The organism is Viridibacillus sp. NPDC093762 (genome assembly GCF_050279675.1).
Lineage (GTDB): Bacteria > Bacillota > Bacilli > Bacillales_A > Planococcaceae > Viridibacillus.
The window spans coordinates 21,071-45,571 of record NZ_JBNNUK010000009.1 but is presented as its reverse complement, the minus strand read 5'-3'; the positions used below and the strand labels follow the sequence as shown (position 1 = coordinate 45,571).

Sequence of the window (24,501 nt, the reverse complement as noted above, 5' to 3'; positions counted from 1 at the left end):
ATTATTCTTTATCAAGAATCAATGCTTTATCGACTTTCTTATACTTCAAATATTGTTTTAACCACATAAAAGTTATGTATACGAGCAACCATAATGGTACGACGCGAAAAATCATTACACCTATCGACCAGGTTGAGAAAAATACAAGTTCAAATCCATTCATACTTAGCAAATTAGTAAAATTAATTGCTTTTAAAGGATTCAATATAAACGGAACAGGGTCAATTGTTTGGTTTGCAAACATAATAGGGATTAACAGCATTAACATTAAAGTAGCGTAGTAGCTTGATAACTTTGCATATACATTATTGAACGATTGCTTGTCTGATAGGATTTTATCATTCCCGTCTTTTTCCTTGATCCAATAATGAAACGAATTCCCTTTCTTACCATCAATATGCTTCCATCCAACCTCTTCAAAATGACTTTTATAGTTTTCAAGGTCATGCGTGGATTTTATTCTTTGGAAATCTAATCGAATGATTTTCATACTATTTTGCATCTCTACAAAATGGTAAATACCAAACATATTCTTTGCTATTAGTGTATATCCCTTTTGTAAATTGTCATTCAACCATTTTTCCTCTCTTTCAAAATCTATAAACCATCGATATTTTCTCACCATTTCACCTTTTCTGCTAAAATTAAGCTTATAACTGTTATTAATATTCTGATATTTAATCAAAAATCAAGATCACTAATAACAAGATCTCACAGTTGTCTTACTTTTTTCGTAATATCATCTAGCATTAATATTTCTTCGCATAATAAACCATTGTTAAAAATACCGATGATATATATACCGTCATCATGATGGAGAGTAGATTGTATGCTTCTATTTGTAAGTTACTAACTGGGTTAAAGACTATCATTAATATTACAACTACTGCTATAAGGATAAAATAATTCACATAGATAGATCGCTCTCTTATTTTTTGTGCTCGTTCATCTTTTGGTGTAAGGTGAGGCACTAAGAAGGATAAGCAGAAACACATAATACAAATAGCAATTAGTATTAACGAAGATGGAAATTTATTTACACTTATTGAAACCCCATTTATAAATATAGCTAGAATACCAAATATACAGCCCATAATGATATAGCCCATCTGTGTTTGTTTCATTCGTCTTCACTCCTTTCCAATTTGAGATCAAAGTCTATCAGGGTTCTCAATAGTCATTGAATATACATCGCCACATTTTGCACAACATGAGATGAACATCCCAGTACCTAAAGACATTAATTTACCTACTTTTTTCACTTTATCGTAACTACTATTTCCGATTTTCCCTGTCTTCGTTTCTGTATGACCACATTTCATACAAATAAAATTCTCATTCGACATAACAAATTCTCCTCTACATATATTAATCTTCTAGTTGCTTAGTTAGTAAATGTTCATCGGTATACTAGTTATTACTCAAACATTCTATATAACCAATTGAACATATTTTCCATAATATCCACAACCATCTTGTAAAGTAAGCTTTACATATAGTATATTTTACAATTTTTAGTTAGTCAAATACACTTCTATTGTGGAAATAATAAAGCTTTTATAATTAAAATTCATCTTATGAGAGCATGAGTATTAAGCCTACCTACACACTCTGTAACATTTATCGAAGATATTAAGTTGAACTCTCCCAACTGACTAAAGAGGATATTTATTATTTATATGGCGTATTTTATAAACATCACAGTCTGACACAGTAAAAACAGAACAAACTGCAACACATTAAAATATAGAAAAAAACCAGAGAAACAATTTCAAAAATAAGGGGGTATTTATATTGGTACCGATTATTTTAACCATCGTTCTGCTGATCACTCTTATCTTTTCAGTTTCTATTTTGATTCAAAAAAGAAAAAATGCAGGTATAACTGGGATCAAAAGTGCACTAACTCCAATTTTTCTTTATCTTATAGCGATTACTCACCTTTTGGCTTACTGGTTTGATATTATGGGGTTATTCAATTGGTCTATAACAATTGTTCTGTTGATTTTTGGTGCTTATTTCACAAAATTCGTGCCAATTTCTAAAATGTGAGTAGTAGAAAACAGAGAGTTAGTCGAAGAAGAAATGTAAAATAAACTTATTATGAACTACACTCCAACTGTTAGGTACTTCTTAACAATTGGGGTGTATTATTTTTATTATAAAATATCACCTTATTTAATCTTTTCTACGTGAATACCATTTAACCGCATTTTCATAAAGAATTCGATTAGCATTTTTTGTATCAAATTGATCAAGTATTACATGAATATCTTTTATATCAAATGGACGATTTGCACGTGTTGAAGGCAAATCAGTTCCAAACATTAACGCTTCATGATTTACTTCATGAATAGCTTTCATCGCTTTAACCACATCCAACTCAACTCTACCAAAACCAGTCGCCTTTACATGTACACCACTTTCTACAAGGTCTAGTAGATTCGGTAACCCTACCTCTGATAAGCCTAAATGATCTATTGAAATCGCCGGTAATTTACGAATAACTTCTTTAACCTCTATCAAATCTTTAGCATCAATATATATTTCACTATGCCAGCCAACTAAGTCATATACGCGTCTTGCAAAATAATCTAGCTGTGATAAGTCCTCAGAACCACCACGTTTGACATTGAATCGTAGAGCTCTAACACCAAGGTCATTTAATTGAAGAATATTTTGATCCGTTGTATTAAATGGCAACTGTGTTACGCCATAAAAAGAAGGGCCCATCTCCTTAAGAGCTTTGATTAAATAACCTTGATCATATCCTTGAAATGAACCTGAAACAATAGTGCCACCAATAATTTCGAATTCCTTTGTCGCATGTTGATAGTCCTCCACTAAGAATGATGGTGGTATATATCCTTGATTTTCTTGAATTGGAAAATCAAAATCAATAATGTGCAAATGTGCATCAAATATTTTCATTTCATCTCCTCCTTTAATCTAATTGTAAAGAAGAAGCAGTATAAATAAAATTATAAAAAACTAATGATACTCATCGATTTTTCTTATGACATTTGAATAAATTGTAATTAGTTACCCAAGGTCATTAACACTATTATTCAAAGATTTATTTTCAATGATATTCTTTATTTTACTAATAAAATCATCAAGCTGAATTTCCATTGAATTCTCCTGACCATATTGTCTTAAGTTAACAGATTGATTTTCCACCTCATTATCCCCGACAATAAGTATAAATGGAGTTTTCTTCATTTGAGCTTCACGTATTTTATACCCTAATTTCTCTTCACGTAAATCAAGTTCGACTCTGATTTCCTCTTGTTTTAAGCGCCTAGTAACTTCTTCAACATACTCTTTATGAATTGAGTTTGAAACAGGAATCACTTGAACTTGAATAGGTGATAGCCAAATAGGGAATGCACCACCAAAGTGTTCAATCAATATTCCAAGGAAACGATCAATTGATCCAAATACCGCACGGTGAATCACGACTGGCCTTACCTTCTGATTCTGTTCATTTATATACGCTAAGTCAAACTTCTCTGGTAGTTGAAAATCAAGTTGAACTGTTGCACATTGATGGCTACGTTTAATCGCATCTTTTATATGGATATCAATTTTTGGCCCATAAAATGCGCCATCTCCCTCATTTATTTTGTATGGATAACCCAGGTTTTTTAATACTCTTCCAAGAGATGCTTCTGCCTGATCCCATAATTGCACACTTCCCATAAAATCCTCTGGACGTGTTGATAATTCAATGTCATATTCAAAACCAAATGTTTTGTATACATGGTCAATTAATCGTAAGGCTAGTAAAATTTCATTTTCAATTTGATCCGGTCTGACAAAAATATGTGCATCATCTTGGCAGAATGTGCGAACACGTAATAAACCATTTAATGCTCCACTAAATTCATGTCGATGCACTTGACCAAATTCAGCCATGCGAATCGGAAGTTCACGATAAGACCGACGTTTATCTTTGAAAATCAGCATATGACCTGGACAATTCATTGGTTTCAATGCAAATTCTTGATCATCTACTTCTGTGAAATACATATTTTCTTTGTAATGATCCCAGTGTCCGGATTGCTCCCATAATCTTTTATTCATCATAAATGGCGTGCGTACTTCTTGATAATCATATTGATGCTGAAGCTTACGTAAAAACACTTCTAATTCATTTCGAATAATTTGCCCATTAGCAAGATAAAATGGCATACCTGGTGCTTCTTCTGAGAACATAAATAACTCTAATTCATTCCCTAGCTTACGATGATTTCGTTTCTGCGCTTCCTCTACAAAATGAAAATATTCTTCCATCTCTTCTTTTGTTGCAAAAGCGACACCATATATACGTTGTAGTACTTTATTGTTACTATCCCCTCGCCAATATGCCCCTGAAATATGTGTTAATTTAAATGCTTTTATAAATCGAGTTGCTGGTAAATGCGGACCTCGACACAAATCTACAAAATCTCCTTGGCGATATACTGTTACTATTTCATCTTGAGGAATGTCTTTTAGTAGCTCTAGCTTTAAAGGATCTTTTTGAAAAAGCTTTTTCGCTTCTTCACGTGACAATTCAACACGTGCAATCTCTATGTTTTCAGCGATTATTTTAGACATTTCTTTCTCTATTTTAGCTAAATCCTGGACAGTAATTGTACTTTCCATGTCAACATCATAATAAAAGCCATTATCTATCACCGGTCCTACTCCTAAGTTCACATCACCATATAATCGTCTAATTGCTTGAGCTAATACATGCGCTGAAGTATGCCTCATAATCTCTATACCAGCTGATGACGCTAAATCATATAACTCCACTTCTGCATCATGTGTAATATTACGATTCAAATCATATCGTATGCCATTGACTTCTCCCGCCACCGATTTCTTTTTTAGACTAGAACTAATAGAACTAGCAATTTCACCTAACGATACTCCCTGCATATACTGCTTTTGATGTCCATCTGGAAACTTAATCAAAACTTCCTTTTGACTCATAACACTTCACTCCTATTTTTTTATAAAATAAAAACACACACTCATCCCTGTATAAAGGGACGAGTGCGTGTCATATACCCGTGGTTCCACCCAAATTTCCATCTCATAACTCAATGAGTTACTTATTGATGGCTTTTTGTAAGCTTTATCGTTGCTTCTACGGTACTGATTACTCATATTTCACCAATACTGCTCCAAGGTGGTAAATAATTCAACCTCATTAGGAAGTTTTCAGCCTCGCCTTCCCTCTCTGTAAAGCGGTTAGAATTACTCATGTCCTTATCATTGCATTCTATATTTAATTTTAAAAACAAAAAACACACTCATCCCTCATGAAGGGACGAGTGTGTATAATACCCGTGGTTCCACCCAAATTTCCATCTCATAACTCAATAAGTTACCTTTTGATGGCTTTGTGTAAGCTTTATCGTTGCTTCTACGGTACTGATTACTCGTATTTCACCAATACTGCTCCAAGGTGGTAAATAATTCAGCCGTATTAGGAAGTTTCCAGCCTTGCCTTCCCTCTCTGTAAACCGTTATGAACTACTCTTATCCTTGTCATCGCATTCATTATTATGATTTTTACCACTATATAGGATTATTTTCCATTAGTCAATGAAAAGTTTTTTCACGACTTTAGCATAAAAATCAATTGGATACTCAATCAAATAGTGGTAGTTCTTCTAAGAAAATAATATCCTTGCGTTTAGCCGCATCGCCTTCAGCTAAGATGGCTGCTTTTGCTACCACATAACCTCCAGCTAATTCAACAAGTTCTTCTAATGCTCTTAAAGACTCCCCCGTACTAATAACATCATCAATAATCGCAACACGTTTTCCTTTAATAGCTTGAGCGTCTTTTTGATCAAAGCACAATGTTTGTTTTGCTTGTGTCGTAATCGAATGTACTTCATTTATCAATGGATTTTGCATATATGGTTTAACAGTTTTTCTTGCAACATAATATGCAGTTAACCCTAATTGGTTAGTAACTTCATAAGCTAGTGGAATACCTTTTGCTTCAGCTGTTACAATTACATCCACTTCAGGAAGCTTGTCCACTAATAATGGTGTAGCTTCTCTTAAAAGTTCTGCATCACCTAAAATAACAAAGCTAGCAATACTTAAATTTTCTGTTAATCGAATGATTGGTAAATCTCTTTCTAGACCTGCCACTTGTAGAGTGTATGTGTTCGTCATTTTAATAGCTCCTTATATTAAAAAATAGATAATAAAAATTCAATAATCAATCCTGAAAGCATACCTAAAAACGGATCAGAAATGGCTGTTACAACCATCGTCATACCACCTACAATAGCAGAATCACCACCACCAGCAAATGCAGCTGTCGCATTACCTGGTAATGTAACAATTGCACCGAGTACGAATAAAAAGCCAGCAATTGTTGAGCTCGGAATAAAGCGACCAATTTTCGGTAGTAGACCACTTAATAAAATGACACCCATCATAACCATCATCAATACACCTGCAAAAACTGCATGTGGCGCACTTGCTGTAGCAGAAATAACCACTTCAACCGGTGCCCCACCGAATAAGGAAGACACCATATCAGCAACACTACTAATAACCGTTAAATGATCGACATTAACCTCTTGATTTGCTAATGATCCGTTAATTTTACCAAAAGCTATATTGGCGCCAATATTTAACGTAACCATCGCAAGCGCCCCGCGAATGACTGACCCATTAAGCGTTAGCTTTTGTAGTACAAATTTTTCTTTCACTGGTTGTTTTGCTGTCTGCTCCTGTTGTGTGAAATGACCAACAACACTTGAAATAATAACGGAGAAAAGAATTGTATAAACTAGATCTTTTGTAACCATATATGTAATAATTGCAACGATAAATGAAGAGACCCCCACTGCTTTATGATTTTTTGTCATATCAAGGGATACTTTTACGAGCATGATGCCAACACCAGCCATCATACCATTTGTTATAACTGGTCCGATAAAATCAACAATCTTTTCTAGAAAACCAAATAATCCTATAAGAGTCATTAATGCTGCCCCGAAGAAAATCATCGATAAACGCTCGCGCATATTTTTCCCCATAGTCCCAGCGACAGTAATCGTTTCTGCCTGATAAGATATTACTGGAATCGAGCCTGTAGCTGAGTTACCAATTGCTCCAATAAAGAATGCCAAGGCAGTTGGTACAGATGCAAAACCAAATGATAATGCTAGTAATCCTTGCGGTAAGCCGTTTAGCAGCACACCTAATGCTGCTAGAATGTCTTTCAAAAAATCCACTTTTTTCACCTTTTCCGATAAAAATTTCCAACAAAAAAGGTATTCAGTAAGCATTCCGCTTACTAAATACCTGCCCAGACGTACGACGAATTTCTATATGCTCCCTCATGGTTATCCATGCTACGCCAGTTACATATAGTTTGGAATATACATTATCTTATCGCTAATACCCGAATAATACAACATGTTTTATTATGAAATAAATGTAATTAACATTAAATAACGAACTTTAATTGTGAAGAAACAAATTCATTTTATCAAAATACGAACATCACTTTCATTCATCCGTATTATGGATATTCGCCATATTTTTCATTATACCTAATCATTCAATCCATTATCCTCTAAGTAACCCTCTTTACTACCATACACTTTGACAATATGTTCCTCGCCCCAATTACAAAGTGAAGTCAGTATAGGTTCTAAACTCTTACCGTAATCGCTTAGCTCATATTCTACTTTTGGTGGTAGTTCATGATATAGAATACGGTTAATAACACCATCATTTTCTAATTCACGTAATTGTTGAGTTAACATTTTTTGCGAAATATTTGGCATCAGTCTTTTCAATTCACTTGTACGTTTTTTTCCATGAGTGAGGTGACATAAAATCACACATTTCCATTTTCCTCCGATAACTTCAAGTGTTGCTTCAACTGATATATTGTATTTTTTCTTCGTTTCCATCATTAATAACCTCTTTTCATTTAAGAGAACATTAGTTTGCAGGTACTAAAAGGTTCCTATATAACAAAAAAGTACGTACTTCCCTTTCTGTTTTACATGCTCCATAATAACATTTGTTCCGGAACATTTGGCAAGTAATTGCACACTGATAAAAAGAAGGAGATTCTATGAAACAACAGCAACAAAATAATACAAAGGCTCTGCTTGCACTGGCAGTGACTGCTTTTGCCATTGGGACAACTGAATTTATAAGCGTTGGTTTACTACCAATGATTGCGGCCGATTTACAAACTTCACTTCAAGTAACGGGTTTGACTGTGTCTATTTATGCGATTGGTGTAATGATCGGGGCGCCTGTACTGACATCTCTACTAGCCCATATTCCTCGAAAGAAACTATTACTGGGAATCATGCTGATTTTCATCATTGGCAATAGTATAGCCATGTTCTCTACAACTATCGGCATATTACTTGTAGCGAGACTAGTTTCTGCTTTAGCTCATGGTGTATTTATGTCAATTGGCTCTACAATTGCTGCTAGTCTTGTACCAGCAAATCGTCGAGCAAGTGCGATAGCGATTATGTTCACTGGATTAACTGTAGCTACAATAACAGGTGTTCCTTTCGGTACATTAATTGGGCAACAATTCGGATGGCGCATGGCATTTGCATTTATAGTCGTGATTGGCATTCTAGCTTTAATTGCCAATATGATTTTAGTACCTTCGTCTATCCAAAAAGGGACCAAAATCGGTTTTGGTGAACAACTTAAGCTAGTAAAAAACGGCCGATTATTGCTTGTGTTCATCATTACTACACTAGGTTATGGTGGTACATTTGTCGTCTTTACGTATCTATCACCTTTATTGCAAGAAGTGAGTGGTTTTTCGGCAAAAACCGTGACTCTAATTATATTATTCTATGGCGTTACAGTTGCCATTGGTAATACTATTGGTGGTAAACTAGCTAATAACAACCCAATTCGTGCATTATTTTATATGTTCGTGATTCAAGCGATTGTATTATTTGTTCTTTACTTCACCGTACCATATAAAGTAGCTGGTCTAATTACGATTTTATTTATGGGGCTCTTTGCATTTATGAATGTCCCAGGACTTCAAACTTATGTCGTGATATTGGCTGAGCGTTTTGTCCCTAGCGCTGTAGATGTCGCTTCTGCTATTAACATTGCTGCTTTCAATGCTGGAATTGCTATTGGGTCATATGTAGGAGGCGTTATCGCCAAGTCAATGGGATTAATCCATACAACGTGGATTGCAGGAATTATGGTTACAGGGGCTATCTTTTTAGCAGCAATCTGTGTCAAACTAGAAAAAACTGAGGAGAGTGTTCAAAATGAACTTACAAACAACAACATTAAATAATGGAATCAAAATGCCAGTATTAGGCTACGGTGTTTTTCGTGTAGAAAATGGTGCAGAACTTGCAAAAGCTGTTAAAACAGCAATAAAAAAAGGCTACCGTAGTATTGATACTGCACAAATTTATGGCAATGAAGAAATGGTAGGACAAGGTATTAAAGAAGCAATTGCTGAGGGTTTAGTTACTCGTGAGGAATTATTTATCACATCAAAAGTTTGGAATGCAGGCTTAAATTATGAAGCTGCACTTGCTGCATACGATGACAGTTTATCAAAAATGGGATTAGATTATTTAGACTTATACTTAATCCACTGGCCTGGTCACGATCAATATTTGGATGCATATAAAGCACTTGAAACGATCTATAAAGAGGGTCTAGTTCGTTCAATCGGCGTAAGTAACTTCCAAGTTCACCATTTAGAAAATTTACTTAAAGAAACAGAAATCAAACCAGTTATCAATCAAATTGAATTCCACCCACGCCTTACACAACAAGAGGTGCGAAATTATTGTGCGGAGCACGACATCCAAGTTGAAGCATGGTCTCCACTAATGAACGGAGAACTGTTAAAAGATGAAACTTTACAAAGTATTGCTGCTAAACATAGCAAAACTGCTGCTCAAATCGTCTTAAAATGGGATTTACAACATCAAGTTGTTACAATTCCAAAAACAATGACTGAGTTACGCATGGAAGAAAATATTAATGTCTTTGACTTTGAACTAACTACTGAAGAAATGACTCAAATTGATGCATTAAATGACAATTTCCGCTGTGGTCCAAACCCAGACGAGTTTAATTTTAATATAGGTTAATAAAACAACCCCAGAAGAGTATTTATACTCATCTGGGGTTGTTTTTTTATTAAGGCTGTTAGTTATCTACTTTTTTATTACCAATCAATTTATATTAAAAGATTATATTTTTGCATTATTCCCTATTCAATTTGCTAGATAATACACCTAAAAACTAATACTGAAATTTGACTCTTAATGACGCACTTATTGTAATTTGCCCTTGTTCGATTGGGGTGGAGATATTCTGCTCAGCCATGGCAACAGTTTTATATAATACAGGGCCCGCATTACTCTCTTCTACAATCTCTATCGGTTGTGGAAGCATTGGTAATCGCATGGTCTCGGCTATTGTTTTTGCTTTCATTTGGGCATCATGGAGAGCTATACTTAGCGCTTGTTGATAATAAAATTCTCCATTTTCAATTTTAAACTGAATTCCTGAAACGCGATTTGCACCATTTTTTACAGCTGTATCAATGACAGTGCCCACTTGACTTATATCTTTTACTTTAACATTAAGAGCATTAGTCACTTCATATCCTCTAAAAACCTGTTTTCCTTCGATGTAATCATAGTTTGGCACAATATTATAGGCAGCAGTTTGAATATTCTCCCTTGGAATGTTAAGTGACAAAATAGATTGTATTACGCGATTCATGATATTTGCATTTTCCTGTTGCGCTTTACTTACATCTTTTCCTTCTGTGATCACTTCTATTTGAAGTTCCACATAACTTGGTTGAACGGCAACTTTCCCGTTACCAGTGACTGTTATAACACGAAATGAGTTACATGATAGTTGATGAGCATTTGGATTAAACACTGAATTCCACCTTCCGTTTTGTTCATATTATTAATCCTATGCATTGTACATTGAAAACTTGTTAATCGATTTCAAATAGATAACTAGAATAAGTTCTATGATGATTTTTATTATGACAGTAAAAGGAAGACATAAATAACAGTTTCACTACACTCAAGAAATCTTATAATCTAAAAGATAATACTATTCACTTAAGAAGTAGAAAAAAGTCCCTTTGAATAGTCTCTATCAAATGGTCAATTAGAATCGATATACAGTTAAAATTCATCATATTCTATACTAAATCTCTCAACATTATGATTTACTAATTTAAAAAATGTATCTTGAGATACTTCTAATTTTAAAGCTTGATTTTTCTCTAAATTGTTGTATACTCCTCTTAATATTCTACCTGTTAACCCATGTGAGACAGCGATAATTTTCTCATGACCTTCTATGCTCTTTAGCCAATCTGTTACTCGTTCCTCAACACAAGCATAACTTTCTCCATTAGGTGAATTAAAATACCAATTGTAGTGATCCGTTTGCTTTAGAAGCTCTGGCCATTTTTCTTCAATTTCTTTTATTGTTAAACCAGCCCAAGAACCGACAGATACTTCACTTAAGCGATTATCCGTCTGTACTTTTGATACATCTAATCCTAATGTATTACAGATAATCTCAGTACTTTGCATAGCTCTTCCTAATGGGCTTGAAATAATTCCCCACTCTTTTGGGTCTTGAATATACATCTTTAACACTCTAGCAATACTTTTTACTTGTGCAATCCCATCATCTGTTAATGGTGAATCCAGTTCTCCTTGATACCTACCTTGCGAATTAAAAACAGTTTCTCCATGTCGAAGTAAATAAATAGTCTGATTCAATGTATAACCACCCCTTAGCTATAATAAATATCATTGTTAATTAATATACTACTAGATAGTTCTATTATTTGGAAAAACTCTTCTCTTTTCAGTATTCCAAAAACATAATTCTTAATAATTTTTGACTATTTTTAAATCAGTTTGCTAATGAATTTAACATCTTAAATTGCTATTAACTAAACAAATTGAGTCCAACCTATTGACATTATATCAGACAATTCTTATTATTTAGCATACTAATCTCATCACTGTTTTTACCTAGCATTTCATATTTTTTATATGAAACTGGTAATAGCATGGTTAATAACTAGAAACGAGTTGAAATGCTTAATGAAAAAGGTTCACTATAGCTGGATTATTCTAGCAGTCACATTCTTCTCTATTATTGTTGCAGGCATCATTAGGTCCTCATCAGGTGTTTTTATAGATCCTTTTGAGCTTGAGTTTGGCTGGAGTCGCCCTGCCATTTCCTTTGCCTTCGCAGTGAGCTTATTTTTATATGGCTTCTCGGGACCTTTTATGGCAGCGTTTGTAGAGGTTTTTGGTTTAAAACGAATGATGCTCTATTCAATGTTAACATTATCTACTGGTCTTGCATTGACTTTCGTTATGCAAACACAATGGCAATTAATACTGATTTGGGGTGTCATGATCGGTGTAGGTTCTGGATTGTTCTTAACCGTACTCAGTACACAAATTGCAAATCGCTGGTTTGTGAAACAACGTGGTCTCGCAGTTGGCATTTTAACGGCAAGTACAGCAACTGGACAATTAATATTGTTACCGGTATTAGCTACAATCATTGACCAATACTCTTGGCGTTACGCCACAGGACTTATCTTTATTCTTAGTCTATTAATCTTATTATTAATCCTTCTGTTTATGAAGGACTTCCCCCAAGACAAGGGACTTCTACCTTATGGGCAGGAGATTAATGTTCAATCTGCTGAACAACCAATTCTTCGGCAAAATCCATTTAAATTAGCACTAGGTACACTTTTGGAAGGCTTGAGACTAAAAGAATTTTGGCTACTTGCAGGAAGTTTCTTCATATGTGGTTTATCTACTAGCGGTTTAATTGGAACTCATTTCATCTCCTATTGCATAGGGTTTGGGATCCCTGTTGTAACAGCAGCGGCAATGCTCTCATTTATGGGGGTATTCGACTTAGTGGGAACAACATTATCTGGCTGGTTATCTGATCGAGTTGATAATCGTTGGCTGCTATTTTGGTATTACGCGCTTCGTGGAATATCCCTACTGTTTTTACCGTTTGCTTTAGCTCAAGGTTCTTACTTATGGCTAGTTATTTTTTCTATTTTCTATGGTTTAGATTGGATTGCCACTGTCCCACCTACTATTGGATTGGCAAGACGGGAATTTGGTCTTAAGAAAAGCACCTTAATGTATGGCTGGATCATGGCTGCTCATCAAGTTGGCGCAGGGGTTGCAGCATTTGGTGGTGGAGTTATCTTCAAAGTATTTGGTTCCTATCAATGGGCTTTTATTTTAGCCGGTAGTATGTGTGTGATAGCTAGTTTATTCGTCATCATGTTGAAAAAACATCAACCTAAATTAGAAGAGATATAACCCGTTATACAGCATATTTTTTCAAATTTCAATTAAAGTTCAATGCCACAAGAGTGTCTTAGACGGATAGAGACTGTCCCTAAGATATAGACAAATAAAAAAAGCATCTTCGATTGAATTCGGGTATAGATACCAAAATTCATTTCGGAGGTGCTTTTTCTATGATCATAAAAGTGAGTTATTCATACAAAGTGAAAATGTAAGCTATTGAGATTGTGCGCTAATAGGTATGATTTCTAAGCTAACTATATTGATTGTAATTTAATAAGATAGTTATAGCTTAAAAGTCCCCCCAATTTAAAGCTATCATGAGGATACATTATATTAATTGGTTAACCTAACATGAAATTCATATTTTTTTGCCGATTGGTATTAAATTACTTTGCAATATCTACAATTCGACCTTCTGTAGTTGGGTTAATTTCTTTTAGTGATGTTAACTGCTCTGCTAAGTTTTCCCAATCTGAAAGTCCTAGATCTGTTACTCGACCTTCTGCATATGCTTTGGCGAAAACGTCGTAGCCGTCTCCACCTTTGGCAGTAAAGGCATTAGTTGCTACAGTGTAGTTTTCACCGTCTTGAATTGCAATGTAATTGCCGCTTGCATCTTTGTATTTAATGGAAACTACACGTTGACCAACTGGCTTGCTTGAGTCAAATTCAACTTTAGCACCAGAAACATGAAGGAAGCCGCCGCTTTCTGCTGGATATTCTTTAAAACTCGTTTCGAATCCTAATTTTAAATCAGCACCTGTTAAAGTCATTGTTGCTAATGTATTACCAAATGGTAGTACTGTAATCACTTCACCGACAGTAATTTCACCTGCATTAATACCAGCTCGAATACCACCACCGTTTTGAAGCGCCATAATAACATCTTTGTTTTTAGTCTTAGCTTTACTTAGCATACCGTCAGTAATGATGTTACCAAGTGCAGTTTCATTGCTACGTACACTAATCTTGTCAGTTGCTGAATTATCTTTTCTTGGGTTTTCTAGTTCACTTTTTGCTACTGCTCCGATAACTTTACTGTTTACTTCTGCAATTTTATCAGAATATGGTTTTAATATGGCAACCGCTTCTGGATCATCTGTTAAAGTTTTTAATGCAATAAGCTCGCCATCAGATTTCACTACTGTACCTTTAGTATCAAACTCTACATCCAACGTACCTAAAAAGTCGCTAAATTGGTATGCTTGGACGATAACAGTTGGGTCTTTTTTCTGCTTGTTAATATCTTGGTCTACAATAACTGGTTTCTTTAATTCTGTATGGCTATGTCCGCCAACGATGACGTCAATGCCTTTTACAGTTGCAGCTAATGTTAAATCATTGTCTACCGCTGCATTATCATCATATCCAATATGTGAAAGCGCAATAATTTTATCCACGCCTTGACCTTCAAATGCTTTTACTGCTTTTTCAGCCTCTGTAATATAATTTTCAAACGCTATACTTCCTGGACTCGCAATATCTACTGTTTCTTCAGTTGTTAATCCGAAAATCCCAACTTTTTCACCATTTATTTCTTTAACAATTCCATTGTAAATCTTTCCTTTTTCAGGCTCACTTGAAATTAAATCTGTAAAGAGACCTGTAAAACGTGCATCTGCGGAGAAATTTACGTTAGCACTAATGAATGGGAAGTTTGCTCCTTTAATGAAGTCTGCTAATGCTTGATGCCCTTCTGGACTTGACCCTAAATCGAACTCGTGATTTCCAAAAGTCATAGCATCATAGCCCATTAAATTCATCAGTTTTAAGTCTGCTTGTCCTCTGAATTCATTGAAATATAGTGTTCCACTAAATACATCACCTGCGTCTAGTAATAATGCATCTGGATTTTTAGCTCTAATATTTTTGATGGCAGTTGTTCTTTTTGCTGCATTGTCTAAATGAGCATGCGTATCATTCGTGTGCATGATTGATAATGCAAAGTTCTTCTCTATGCCATCAACTACATTAATTTCTTTGCCATCCGGAGTTGTGATTTTACCGTTCGCAATTGTAGAATCTTTGTACCAAACGTTCTTATATTGAATGACTCCTGTATTTAACTTTTCACCATTAAATAATTTTCCGTTATAAATTGCTAAACCTACATTTAACTTACCTTTTACAAAGTAACGACCTGTTTTTTCTGCAATACCTGTAAATGGTTTTCCTTGGACATAATAAGTACGTTTTGCTCCATCGCCATACCATCCTGTGCTGAGTTTACCTTTTTTAAAGTATCGACCTGAATTAGCACCGATTCCTGTTAATGGTTTTCCCTTCACATAATAGATTTGAGCACTATCTTTTCCATACCATCCTGTTGCTACCTTACCATTTTTATAATAGGTATTGCTTTTTACCCCTGTAAAAGCCTTGCCCTTTGAATAATAGACACCTTTGTATTTAGCAGTGCCCTTCTTACCGTTTTTATAATAAATACCGCCTTTTAATCCTGTATAAAGTTTGCCATCTTTATAAAGTTTACTATTAAATTGCTTATATCCTTTTACAGTTTTACCTGTTTCTTTAACTACTAATTTACTATTAAAAACTTGATATTTTGAAGACGCAGCATCTACTGATTCCGACGTAGCAAGAGATCCTATTAAAACTGTTGCTCCTAATATTAATGATGCAGCTGGTTTTACAAATTTATAATTATGTTTCGCCATTTAAACATCTCCTTAAATTATCCTTATATTGGTTTTGTACAATCCAAAATAGATGACTCTACCTTCTATCATTATATATAAATTCATATAATTCTGTTACCTAAAATACATAATATTCTTAAATTATTATCAAATTTACATTTTTCTATAAAATATGACTTTTAATATGACAGCTTTGTTCATATAAGCTCAAACATAAGATACCAAATTGCAGCTCTTTTTTTAAATTAGTAGTTTATTATTTTAGTAATTCGCTAGGCAGTATTTTTTCTTAATAGATTGCTTAACTGTAGATATAGCTACTACAAATGTCTTATCACCATCATATGCTAAATGAAAAATTGTCCTATCTCCCCAATTATTACTACTGCTTGATTTTGGAATGAGCCCATTAAAAACTTTATCATTTCATTTCGACCTTCTTGATTCCCAAGAGCTTAGACATACTGGCGTTTTTCGACCATTTAGGGCGAAATAGAGAGTTTAGATTTATTCGAAGATTCACCTGAAATAGAGATTTATATCAAAATAAAGTAAACAGACCTGTTAACTAGAAAAACTATTGAACGTCTACAAAAAAAAGTGTCTATTGAAGGAATGACATTCCTTCTATAGACACTTTAATTTATCATGTTCAGTAACATATCGAGGTTGCCTAAAAAATACAGCTGTCTAATAATATAGCTGGTATTAAAATCTAACACGTCTGTATTTTTTCCTCTATCCAAAAATTAAAAGCAATTACCTCATATCATATTAAATGATTTACTGAGATAACTGCTTCTATATTTACTAACTCTTATCCACGATGGAACATCCCTATAACTTCTTTTGTCTCTGTAATGTTCACAAACGCATTTGGATCAACTTCAGTAATCATTTCTTTAACTTCTGATAATTGATAACGAGTGATAACAGTAATAAGGACTTTTCTACCCTCACCAGTATAAGCTCCCTCACCATCCATAATTGTAACTCCGCGATATAGATCCGCAAGTAATTTCTCTTTCACTTCGTCACCTTTACCCGTAATAATCATCAGAGTTAGTTTAATGTGATTTGTATGAATCGTATCAATTACTTTACCCGTCGCATAAATCGCTACAAGTGTATATAAAGCTGCATCCCAGCTAAATACAAAGCCAGAAATAATTACTACGATCGCGTTCATCGCAGAAATCATCGCTCCAAGAGGAAAATCTCTTTTCTTATTTAGAAGCATTGCAATAATATCGAAGCCACCTGATGATCCTGAAGCTTTAAAAATTACCCCAATACCAATTCCTGTAATAACCCCACCAAAAAGTGCGGCAAGAAGTGGCTCATGTGTTACTTGATAAACAGGAATTACGTATAAACTAACTGAAAGTACTAGTACTGAAAGAATCGTATATCCAATAAACCGTTTACCTAATTTCATTACACCTATAATAAGTAAAGGAAGATTTAATAAAAAGTTTAAAATACCTGTATTGAAAGGCGTTATCAGACCAAGCATGATAGCAATTCCACTTAATCCACTGCTAAGAATTTCATGAGGAATCAACAAAAAGTTATAAGCAAATCCCACTAAAATAGAACCCATTGTAATTATAAAAATATTGCGCATAGTTACTCTCCCTACCAAATAATCCTGTGCTACCATTTCTTTATTCATTTTAAAAAATTCACACAACATTTCATATTAACGCTTCCGAATCTAAACTCGGTGACCATGTCAAAAGCGCAATAGAATTATATTATAGTTGAGTTTTAACGAATAAAAAATTAAATAGTTTTTTCTGAAAAATAGGAATAACTACAACCCAGCAGTAACAACATGAATTGTTCACAAGTATAGATATATGAACAATTCATAAACAGCCTTCATTACTCTTCAACATTAGTTTGAGCGGCAACTTTATAAATTCTTTCTAACATTGGAGGATGTGTATATCTGAACCATTTCACAAGCAAAGGCGGATTTACTTCACTTAATCCAGATTTCGTGAGTTCTTGAAACGCCGTCACCGCTGCTTCTTTATCCCCCGTTAACTCTATTGCATACTGGTCAGCTCTTGATTCCTGATATCTAGAAAAATAATTCGAGAGCGGACTTGATGCGAATAATAAAACCGATGTAATCAGTAAAAACAATGGAAGCGAACTAATGTCACTAATCTTCTTTATTTTTAATACCCTTCCATGTCTTGCAATAATCCAAGTCATAATCCTCGATGTTAACCAAAGTCCAATAAGCGTCATGAAGATATAACCAACCATACCAAAATAAATGTGTTTCTCTACATAATGTCCCATTTCATGTGCCATTATAAATAGAATTTCTTTATCTGATAAACGATTTAATGTAGTATCCCACAGCACAATCCTCGAATTACTACCAACACCAGTAACATACGCATTCAGAGCATTCGTCTTTTCCGCCATGTTCACTTCAAACACATGCTCAGTTGGAATATTTGCCTGTTCAGCTAACGCCAAAATCTTTGTCTCTAATTCTTTATTTTTCAGCGGGTAAAAATCATTATATAACGGTGCAATTACGACCGGTTGGATAAACATAATAAAAATAGAGAAAGGGATTGTTAACAGCCAGGCATATAGCCACCATCTCTTGGTACTTTTCTTTATGAGCCAATAAAGAACCAACACAATTATTGCAGTCATGCCGAAGTTAACCCAAAAGTCTATCACTCCATCCCTCATCCAAGAAGAAAAGCTTTGGTTACTAATTCCATACTTTTTACTTAAGGAAAAGCTATAATAGTCCATTGGAAATAATACAATATACGTAAGCAGTGATAACAAAAATAGATAAATTACATTTTTTACGATTGTCCATTTGGAAAGTGCTGCTGACCATTTTTCTAACATAAAAGATAGCCCTACAAGCAATATTAAGAAGTAGACGAGCCATTCAAACGGCGTCGCTACAAAAAAGAGGAAATTCCTAATTTTCGAGTACTCTCCACTTAAAAGCAATTCGTGCTCGGTCATAAATACCGCTGGATCAGCGACTGTTCCCTTTAAAGCGGCTGGTATAGTGCCACCACCACTATGAAAAATATAAAAATACATTGCTAAAGCATACACACCAAATAACAATAGAGCTGATATTCCCCACTTTTTTGCTATGTCGTTCACTCCCTTGTTCAGTTCGCCCTACAATAAGTGTAATCTAAAACGACAAAGATAGAACAGATTTCTATGTTAAAGCTTTATTAAGATTAGCTAAGCACAGAAACAAATAAAATTCTGCAACAAACATTATTCTTTTTTGAAAGAATTTATAAGAATATTCTTCCCCAATACGGGCAAAATCATGTTTTTATTTGTTGATATTAGAAATGAGAAAGTAATTATATTCATTTTTCAAAAGTTTAACAATTTTATATATCTACTTTTATTTAGGCTCTGTTATAACAAATTAATAAAAACGCAAAATCTATTAATGAAAAATAATAGGTATCGAGCTATGAAGAAATTCATAGACTGATACCTTTTTTGTTCCTCTCATTAGAAGTGAAACTTTGCTTTAACATATACGTATTACTAGTATTCAAAAGAAAGAGGCGATTCTACGAGTGGATGATTCAAGGGAATGGTTAATAGAAGAATTGAAAAAGGTAGAAGCTTGGGAAAAAGATCAAAATGATTTATGGTTTTTCGAGAAAATTGGGCGGTTGCCATTTAAGCTTATTGATAAATGGACACCTAAGTTCATTCAAGATAGAATTGGAATTCTACTGGACGAGCTTGGACAATATGTTCAAACAGGCGGAAACTACCTTAGTTCTGTCTCTAAAATCCCTTCGTATTATCCAGAATTAGAGGTACAAACGATTGAGGATGTGAAAACCCTTCCTACCTCTAAGATGGATCATGCAGTAGATGGGCTGACTAAAAACAGAAAAAAATTAGCCACACTGCAAGGAGCTGGAACCGGCATTGGAGGTATTTTCACATTATCAATTGATATCCCTCTCCTATTAGGTTTACAGTTAAAAACTATACAAGACATCGCAATCTGCTATGGCTATGATCCAAATGATAAAAAAGAACGTTTATTTATTGTAAAATGTCTTCAATTTATCTCCTCTGACATTGTTGGTAAGGAAGCAATCCTTTCCCAATTATCCATGTTTGATGACGAAGATGAATCAGCAAAACGAGAGGTTCTATCAGAAATGCAAGGTTGGCGTGAAGTCGTGTATTCTTACCGAGATCAATTTGGTTGGAAGAAGCTGTTTCAAATGATTCCGATTGCCGGTCTACTATTCGGTGCATTCATAAATCGATCAGCAGTGCATGATATAGCGGAAGCAAGCAAAATGCTATACAGAAAGAGAAGGATAATTGAAAAGTTGGGGTATGATGAAATTGACTTAATCATCATTGAAAAAACATAAGACCTTACCCATCAATGGGCAAGGTCTAGCATACAATTATTTACACTCTATTTAAAATCCTTGGTTTCTTTTTAAATCAGTACTATTAATTATAAGAACATGCCTGCTACGGCAGCGCTTAATAATAAAGCCAACATTCCTGCGGCGACAGCTCTAAATCCTAGGCGTGCATCCTCTTCGCTACGATTCGGTGCCATCGAACCAAAACCTCTTAACATCATCGCCATCGAGCTTCAAAATTAATTACATTGAGATTGATAAATTCGTTCAATTGTTTCTAACCACGTGTTTAGAATGATTGGAAATACAGCTTCATCAATATCAAATTTTTCATGATGATGACCAGCCGCTAATGTTGTACCAAAAATTGCATATGTTGCAAGTCCACCTTGTCGCTGAACTTGATCCATCATATAAGTTGCATCCTCTGAACCACCTGCAAACTTACTTCGCAACAGAACTTCCTCTACACCATCAATACCTTTAGCTGCAAGGCTAACTAAATCAACTAATTCTTCGGAAGAAGAACACGTTTTAGCTTCGCCAACTATTTCGTAAGAAAGCTCAATTCCATACATTTTAGAGGCACCTTCTAAAACTGATAGTGCTTGCTCATGTACATAAGTATGAACCGAGTTATTTTCACCACGTGTTTCTAATTTTAGTGAGGCATGAGCTGGTACAATATTACGTCCATCTCCTGATATACAAGTTCCAACATTGATACGTGATGCACCATCACTATGCTGTGTAATTGTATGAAGACCCAATATTGCAGAAGCTGCAGCAAGTAAAGCATTTTTCCCCTTTTCAGGTTCAGCCCCCGCATGTGCAGCTTTCCCAGTAAATTTTGCATCTATTTTAGTTGTAGCTAAAAAACCATCTGCACCAGCTATCACTGTACCCAATGGCACATTTATTCCTACATGCATACTTAAAAAATAATCCACTTCATCTACAACTCCAGCAGCGACCATCGACTTTGCTCCGCGTACACCTTCTTCAGCTGGTTGAAAAATGATTTTTATAGTACCTTCAATTTGATCCACATTATTTGCAAGAGCTTTTGCTAAGCCTAAACCAATTGCGCTATGGGCATCATGTCCACAAGCATGCATTTTCCCTGCATATTTTGAGCGAAAATCAAATTGTTTAGGAAGATGTGTAAATTCATCATTTTCTAGTATATCTAGCGCATCCATATCAAATCGGAAAGCAATCGTTGGACCTGCTTTCTTTCCTTTAAGTGTACCAACAACGCCTGTATATCCCCCAACCATCTTTTCCATATATTCTAAGTAGCCACCGTTACTTTTGGCAGTTTCATAGTAACCTGCTAATTCACCATCAGAAGGTACACCCATTCTTTCTTCTGACACAACCTCTTTTCCTACCTGTACTTGAAATCCTAATATGCTCAATTCATGTGCGATTATTGAAGCTGTTCGAAATTCAGTCCAGCCTGTCTCAGGGTACTGATGGAAATCCCTTCTCCACCCAACCATTTGCTCAATTAAATTAGAAGTAGTTGTAAATAGTTTCATCATCCAAACTCCTTAGACTAATAATTAGATATATGTCCTACTCAAACAAAAATAGTTAACTTAGGAAAAGAACAAAAAAGCTTACCTGCAACACAACTTCCTCATATTTGTGCTACAAAGAATTAATATTGACTTCTTGCACCTTTAGAAACTTTTGCATAAATCGGACAATTTCAGTATTCATTTTTATATGATTTTCGATTTTTTCCGTTTGGTGACCTTCATCCTCAAAAATAATAAGTTCTACTTGCTTACCTTGCTCTATTAAATCTGCCGTAAGCTGTTCGGCTTCACTAACAGGAACTCGAGTATCATTTCTGCCGTGGAAAATAAGTAAGGGTACTTTTATTTTATCGGAATGATTTAATGGTGCGATTTCTTCAAAGAAATCAACATCATCTTTTAATGAACCATATTCATATTCACGTAATTTTCTGCGCCAATCCCCTGTATTTTCTAAGAATGATTTGAAATGGGATATTCCTACAATATCCACTCCTGCCGCCCAAATATCAGCATAATGTGTAAGGGCAGCTAAAACCATAAATCCACCATAGCTACGTCCCATAATTCCGATTCGTTCGGGGTCGACACCATGCGTATTTACTAAATCATTTGCTAGCCATTTTAAATCCGCTACAGAATCCATACGCTTTCGTACATCATCCAATTTCACATATTTTCGTCCATACCCCATACTTCCTCGTACATTCGGCGCTGCTACTGCAAAGCCATTAGCTGCTAGGTACTGAATCACAGGGTTATACTCAGCACGTATTTGATACTCAGGTCCACCGTGAACATACACTACTACCGGCTGAGATTCTTCTTTCTTACCATATAAAAAGTAAGGTACTTCCAAACCATCAAAAGAAGAGAATGTACAAAGCTCTGGTTGCTGCCACAAGTGTTGTACTTCCTTAGCCTCGCCAATGAATGTGACACGTTCTACTTGGTTGTCATCCAAAGATACTCTCCAAATATCACCAGGGAGTATTGGGCTTTTTAGTCCAAAGTAAAGTTCTTTATCATTTAGCCAAGTTAGAGATTCCACTACTCCGCTTGGAACGCCTTCTATATAATAATGCTTTTGATTAGTTAAATCATAAATTCCAAGAAGTGAGACTCCTCCCTCGTTTGTAGTAAACGCTAGGATAGAATTATTTGGGGATAATTTAATTTCTTCAATATCCCATTTTTCGAATGTCAGAAGTTCCTGTAGATGAGAAGATTCTTTAAAATTAAATTGGTGAATGCCTAAAGTATCTTGACCTACATCAGTTAGGATGAATCCAATCTCCCCATTATTACTCTGCTGAAGCGATTGATATCTAGCTAAAGGATTCCCTTCAAAGAGTTTACAAAGCTCTTTCTTTTTTAAATCTAATATGTAATAAGATTGATCAATATTTGTTTCAGGCATGCTAATGATTAAATGCTCCCCATCCTTTGTCCAAGCTATAGGAGTACAATTGCCATCTACCTGATAAACGACTTCCTCTGTTTTAGTCTCCACATCCAGGATAAATACATCAAAGTAACCAGGATGACGTCGGTTACTTGTGAAAGCAATTTTACTTTCGTCAGGAGACCAGCCACCAAATAGGTGAAAATGTTCTTTTGATACTACAAGTTCCTCTGCGTACAAGTCTTTTTCTCTCAATAAGTGAAATTGCTGTTTTTCATTTCCTTTTTCGTCTATACCAACGATCATTTGCTTTCCTGATGGAGAATGGTATGCCGCTAAAACTCTGTCTGGTAGTTCTGAATATTGTTGAATTTCTGCTGTTGTCACATCCCACTTCCAAACTTGTGGAATACCAGTTTCTTTAGAAATAAAGGTAATAGCTTGTTGATTTGTGAGGACTTGAGGGTGGAATCCTCCACGGACATTTAAGTACTCAGATAAAATTCGATCTGAACTTATCATTATTTTCAGTCTCCTTTTTATAGATAGAATCTATATTTATGTATTTCAGCTAATAGTAAATAATTAATCCAATAATGCTAACAAAAATTGAAGACGCAGCTAAACTAGCAACCGAGAAAAACAATACTTGGGCTATTTTTTGTTTAAATTGATTTAAATTTGCATCATTAGCAAGCTGCTGATTTGCACGTTCTAGTGATCTAGACTTGTTCATAGGAATTATAAAATGCCCTAGTGATCGAAACCCCCTAGTAAACATATTGAAGAATCTAGTTTGCCAGATATTAATACAAGCTGATATTATTGCAGCGGCTAAACCGAAAAGAAATGTGTAGTTAATCCATTCAGTTAGTGTCCAATTTAAGAGCAGCATGATTCCTCCCCAAAGCATGGACAGAACACTTGTAAGTATAAAAAATCTTTTCATCCTATCACCTCGTATTTATTTGAATCTCTTTTAGCTATAAGAAAAAAAGAGAAAGTCCCTTACAATTCCATGTCTGCTTAGAAAAGCTTACGCTCTCTTCTGTAAACTGCTGGCGA

Annotated in this window: 22 protein-coding genes, 1 riboswitch and 2 other annotated features; of the genes, 5 read left to right on the top strand and 17 right to left on the bottom strand. The window is 34.8% G+C overall.

From position 1 onward, the window contains the following. Position 1 precedes the first annotated feature (1 nt). The 3 genes from ACQKM9_RS12545 to ACQKM9_RS12535 form a co-directional block, all read right to left on the bottom strand. The gene (locus ACQKM9_RS12545) at positions 2–622 is read right to left on the bottom strand and encodes a DUF2812 domain-containing protein (RefSeq protein ID WP_427734679.1); all 621 of its coding nucleotides are present in this window, start codon (positions 620–622) and stop codon (positions 2–4) included. 127 nt (positions 623–749) lie between these two features. Beyond that, positions 750–1,124 carry a hypothetical protein gene (locus ACQKM9_RS12540; RefSeq protein ID WP_427734678.1) on the bottom strand — a complete coding sequence of 125 codons (375 nt, stop codon included), beginning with the start codon at positions 1,122–1,124 and terminating at the stop codon, positions 750–752. Between the two features lie 27 nt (positions 1,125–1,151). Next, a complete protein-coding gene (locus tag ACQKM9_RS12535; protein ID WP_427734676.1) occupies positions 1,152–1,346 on the bottom strand; it encodes a hypothetical protein in 195 nt (64 codons plus the stop codon). Positions 1,347–1,794: 448 nt separating this feature from the next. Here ACQKM9_RS12535 and ACQKM9_RS12530 point away from each other — a divergent pair, with 448 nt between their 5' ends. Beyond that, complete coding sequence (locus ACQKM9_RS12530) at positions 1,795–2,052, top strand: hypothetical protein (RefSeq protein WP_427734675.1); 258 nt, start codon at positions 1,795–1,797, stop codon at positions 2,050–2,052. Between the two features lie 126 nt (positions 2,053–2,178). Here ACQKM9_RS12530 and ACQKM9_RS12525 read toward each other — a convergent pair whose 3' ends face one another. The 5 genes from ACQKM9_RS12525 to ACQKM9_RS12505 form a co-directional block, all read right to left on the bottom strand. Continuing rightward, positions 2,179–2,931, bottom strand: coding sequence for an amidohydrolase family protein (locus tag ACQKM9_RS12525; protein WP_427734674.1), 753 nt, complete (start codon positions 2,929–2,931; stop codon positions 2,179–2,181). 111 nt (positions 2,932–3,042) lie between these two features. Next, on the bottom strand, positions 3,043–4,983 hold the full coding sequence (gene thrS / locus ACQKM9_RS12520) for a threonine--tRNA ligase (RefSeq protein ID WP_427734673.1): 1,941 nt from the start codon (positions 4,981–4,983) through the stop codon (positions 3,043–3,045). A 52-nt stretch (positions 4,984–5,035) separates the two neighbouring features. Continuing rightward, positions 5,036–5,278: a binding site (T-box leader), on the bottom strand. 38 nt (positions 5,279–5,316) lie between these two features. Next, positions 5,317–5,557: a binding site (T-box leader), on the bottom strand. An 89-nt stretch (positions 5,558–5,646) separates the two neighbouring features. Continuing rightward, positions 5,647–6,186, bottom strand: a complete 540-nt coding sequence (locus tag ACQKM9_RS12515) for a phosphoribosyltransferase family protein (protein WP_427734672.1) — start codon at positions 6,184–6,186, stop codon at positions 5,647–5,649. Between the two features lie 17 nt (positions 6,187–6,203). Continuing rightward, complete coding sequence (locus ACQKM9_RS12510; protein WP_427734671.1) at positions 6,204–7,259, bottom strand: NCS2 family permease; 1,056 nt, start codon at positions 7,257–7,259, stop codon at positions 6,204–6,206. A gap of 65 nt (positions 7,260–7,324) precedes the next feature. Then, positions 7,325–7,402: riboswitch (ZMP/ZTP riboswitch) on the bottom strand. Positions 7,403–7,580: 178 nt separating this feature from the next. Continuing rightward, a complete protein-coding gene (locus ACQKM9_RS12505; RefSeq protein ID WP_038191115.1) occupies positions 7,581–7,946 on the bottom strand; it encodes a winged helix-turn-helix transcriptional regulator in 366 nt (121 codons plus the stop codon). Positions 7,947–8,113: 167 nt separating this feature from the next. On the opposite strand from ACQKM9_RS12505, the gene ACQKM9_RS12500 reads away from it, so the two are divergent. Both ACQKM9_RS12500 and ACQKM9_RS12495 read left to right on the top strand, forming a co-directional pair. Continuing rightward, positions 8,114–9,331 carry an MFS transporter gene (locus tag ACQKM9_RS12500; RefSeq protein ID WP_427734670.1) on the top strand — a complete coding sequence of 406 codons (1,218 nt, stop codon included), beginning with the start codon at positions 8,114–8,116 and terminating at the stop codon, positions 9,329–9,331. Further along, positions 9,303–10,145 carry an aldo/keto reductase gene (locus tag ACQKM9_RS12495; RefSeq protein WP_427734668.1) on the top strand — a complete coding sequence of 281 codons (843 nt, stop codon included), beginning with the start codon at positions 9,303–9,305 and terminating at the stop codon, positions 10,143–10,145. The genes ACQKM9_RS12500 and ACQKM9_RS12495 overlap by 29 nt, the downstream gene beginning before the upstream one ends. 154 nt (positions 10,146–10,299) lie before the next feature. Here ACQKM9_RS12495 and ACQKM9_RS12490 read toward each other — a convergent pair whose 3' ends face one another. Together ACQKM9_RS12490 and ACQKM9_RS12485 are read right to left on the bottom strand one after the other, a co-directional pair. After that, positions 10,300–10,950, bottom strand: coding sequence for an SIMPL domain-containing protein (locus ACQKM9_RS12490; protein WP_427734667.1), 651 nt, complete (start codon positions 10,948–10,950; stop codon positions 10,300–10,302). 257 nt (positions 10,951–11,207) lie between these two features. Beyond that, positions 11,208–11,816 (bottom strand): histidine phosphatase family protein, encoded by a 609-nt coding sequence (locus ACQKM9_RS12485; RefSeq protein ID WP_427734666.1) that lies wholly within the window; start codon positions 11,814–11,816, stop codon positions 11,208–11,210. Positions 11,817–12,146: 330 nt separating this feature from the next. Between ACQKM9_RS12485 and ACQKM9_RS12480 the strand changes: the two genes are divergently transcribed. Further along, positions 12,147–13,406 (top strand): MFS transporter, encoded by a 1,260-nt coding sequence (locus ACQKM9_RS12480; RefSeq protein WP_427734665.1) that lies wholly within the window; start codon positions 12,147–12,149, stop codon positions 13,404–13,406. A gap of 377 nt (positions 13,407–13,783) precedes the next feature. Here ACQKM9_RS12480 and ACQKM9_RS12475 read toward each other — a convergent pair whose 3' ends face one another. The 3 genes from ACQKM9_RS12475 to ACQKM9_RS12465 all read right to left on the bottom strand — a co-directional run bounded on the left by ACQKM9_RS12475 (position 13,784) and on the right by ACQKM9_RS12465 (position 19,210). After that, positions 13,784–16,075, bottom strand: coding sequence for a bifunctional metallophosphatase/5'-nucleotidase (locus ACQKM9_RS12475; RefSeq protein ID WP_427734664.1), 2,292 nt, complete (start codon positions 16,073–16,075; stop codon positions 13,784–13,786). A gap of 799 nt (positions 16,076–16,874) precedes the next feature. Beyond that, positions 16,875–17,684, bottom strand: coding sequence for a YitT family protein (locus ACQKM9_RS12470; RefSeq protein ID WP_427734801.1), 810 nt, complete (start codon positions 17,682–17,684; stop codon positions 16,875–16,877). 260 nt (positions 17,685–17,944) lie between these two features. After that, positions 17,945–19,210, bottom strand: coding sequence for a M48 family metallopeptidase (locus ACQKM9_RS12465; protein WP_427734800.1), 1,266 nt, complete (start codon positions 19,208–19,210; stop codon positions 17,945–17,947). A 449-nt stretch (positions 19,211–19,659) separates the two neighbouring features. Here ACQKM9_RS12465 and ACQKM9_RS12460 point away from each other — a divergent pair, with 449 nt between their 5' ends. Further along, a complete protein-coding gene (locus ACQKM9_RS12460; RefSeq protein WP_427734663.1) occupies positions 19,660–20,484 on the top strand; it encodes an EcsC family protein in 825 nt (274 codons plus the stop codon). Between the two features lie 89 nt (positions 20,485–20,573). On the opposite strand, the gene ACQKM9_RS12455 is transcribed toward ACQKM9_RS12460, so the two are convergent. The 4 genes from ACQKM9_RS12455 to ACQKM9_RS12440 all read right to left on the bottom strand — a co-directional run bounded on the left by ACQKM9_RS12455 (position 20,574) and on the right by ACQKM9_RS12440 (position 24,331). Further along, positions 20,574–20,705, bottom strand: coding sequence for a hypothetical protein (locus tag ACQKM9_RS12455; RefSeq protein ID WP_427734799.1), 132 nt, complete (start codon positions 20,703–20,705; stop codon positions 20,574–20,576). Positions 20,706–20,723: 18 nt separating this feature from the next. Then, positions 20,724–22,028, bottom strand: coding sequence for an amidohydrolase (locus ACQKM9_RS12450; RefSeq protein WP_427734662.1), 1,305 nt, complete (start codon positions 22,026–22,028; stop codon positions 20,724–20,726). Positions 22,029–22,140: 112 nt separating this feature from the next. Next, positions 22,141–23,958: a S9 family peptidase gene (locus tag ACQKM9_RS12445; RefSeq protein ID WP_427734661.1), complete on the bottom strand. Its 1,818-nt coding sequence runs from the start codon at positions 23,956–23,958 to the stop codon at positions 22,141–22,143. Between the two features lie 49 nt (positions 23,959–24,007). Then, the gene (locus tag ACQKM9_RS12440; RefSeq protein WP_427734660.1) at positions 24,008–24,331 is read right to left on the bottom strand and encodes a DUF3899 domain-containing protein; all 324 of its coding nucleotides are present in this window, start codon (positions 24,329–24,331) and stop codon (positions 24,008–24,010) included. Positions 24,332–24,501 lie beyond the last annotated feature (170 nt).

Excerpts from the sequence above, each read along its gene's own strand:
- ACQKM9_RS12515 (WP_427734672.1), bottom strand. The coding sequence starts at position 6,186 with ATGACGAACACATACACTCTACAAGTGGCAGGTCTAGAAAGAGATTTA.
- ACQKM9_RS12495 (WP_427734668.1), top strand. The coding sequence starts at position 9,303 with ATGAACTTACAAACAACAACATTAAATAATGGAATCAAAATGCCAGTA.
- ACQKM9_RS12505 (WP_038191115.1), bottom strand. The coding sequence starts at position 7,946 with ATGGAAACGAAGAAAAAATACAATATATCAGTTGAAGCAACACTTGAA.
- ACQKM9_RS12455 (WP_427734799.1), bottom strand. The coding sequence starts at position 20,705 with ATGATGTTAAGAGGTTTTGGTTCGATGGCACCGAATCGTAGCGAAGAG.
- ACQKM9_RS12440 (WP_427734660.1), bottom strand. The coding sequence starts at position 24,331 with ATGCTGCTCTTAAATTGGACACTAACTGAATGGATTAACTACACATTT.
- ACQKM9_RS12540 (WP_427734678.1), bottom strand. The coding sequence starts at position 1,124 with ATGAAACAAACACAGATGGGCTATATCATTATGGGCTGTATATTTGGT.
- thrS (WP_427734673.1), bottom strand. The coding sequence starts at position 4,983 with ATGAGTCAAAAGGAAGTTTTGATTAAGTTTCCAGATGGACATCAAAAG.
- ACQKM9_RS12475 (WP_427734664.1), bottom strand. The coding sequence starts at position 16,075 with ATGGCGAAACATAATTATAAATTTGTAAAACCAGCTGCATCATTAATA.
- ACQKM9_RS12525 (WP_427734674.1), bottom strand. The coding sequence starts at position 2,931 with ATGAAAATATTTGATGCACATTTGCACATTATTGATTTTGATTTTCCA.
- ACQKM9_RS12445 (WP_427734661.1), bottom strand. The coding sequence starts at position 23,958 with ATGATAAGTTCAGATCGAATTTTATCTGAGTACTTAAATGTCCGTGGA.
- ACQKM9_RS12480 (WP_427734665.1), top strand. The coding sequence starts at position 12,147 with ATGAAAAAGGTTCACTATAGCTGGATTATTCTAGCAGTCACATTCTTC.
- ACQKM9_RS12500 (WP_427734670.1), top strand. The coding sequence starts at position 8,114 with ATGAAACAACAGCAACAAAATAATACAAAGGCTCTGCTTGCACTGGCA.
- ACQKM9_RS12450 (WP_427734662.1), bottom strand. The coding sequence starts at position 22,028 with ATGAAACTATTTACAACTACTTCTAATTTAATTGAGCAAATGGTTGGG.
- ACQKM9_RS12470 (WP_427734801.1), bottom strand. The coding sequence starts at position 17,684 with ATGCGCAATATTTTTATAATTACAATGGGTTCTATTTTAGTGGGATTT.
- ACQKM9_RS12535 (WP_427734676.1), bottom strand. The coding sequence starts at position 1,346 with ATGTCGAATGAGAATTTTATTTGTATGAAATGTGGTCATACAGAAACG.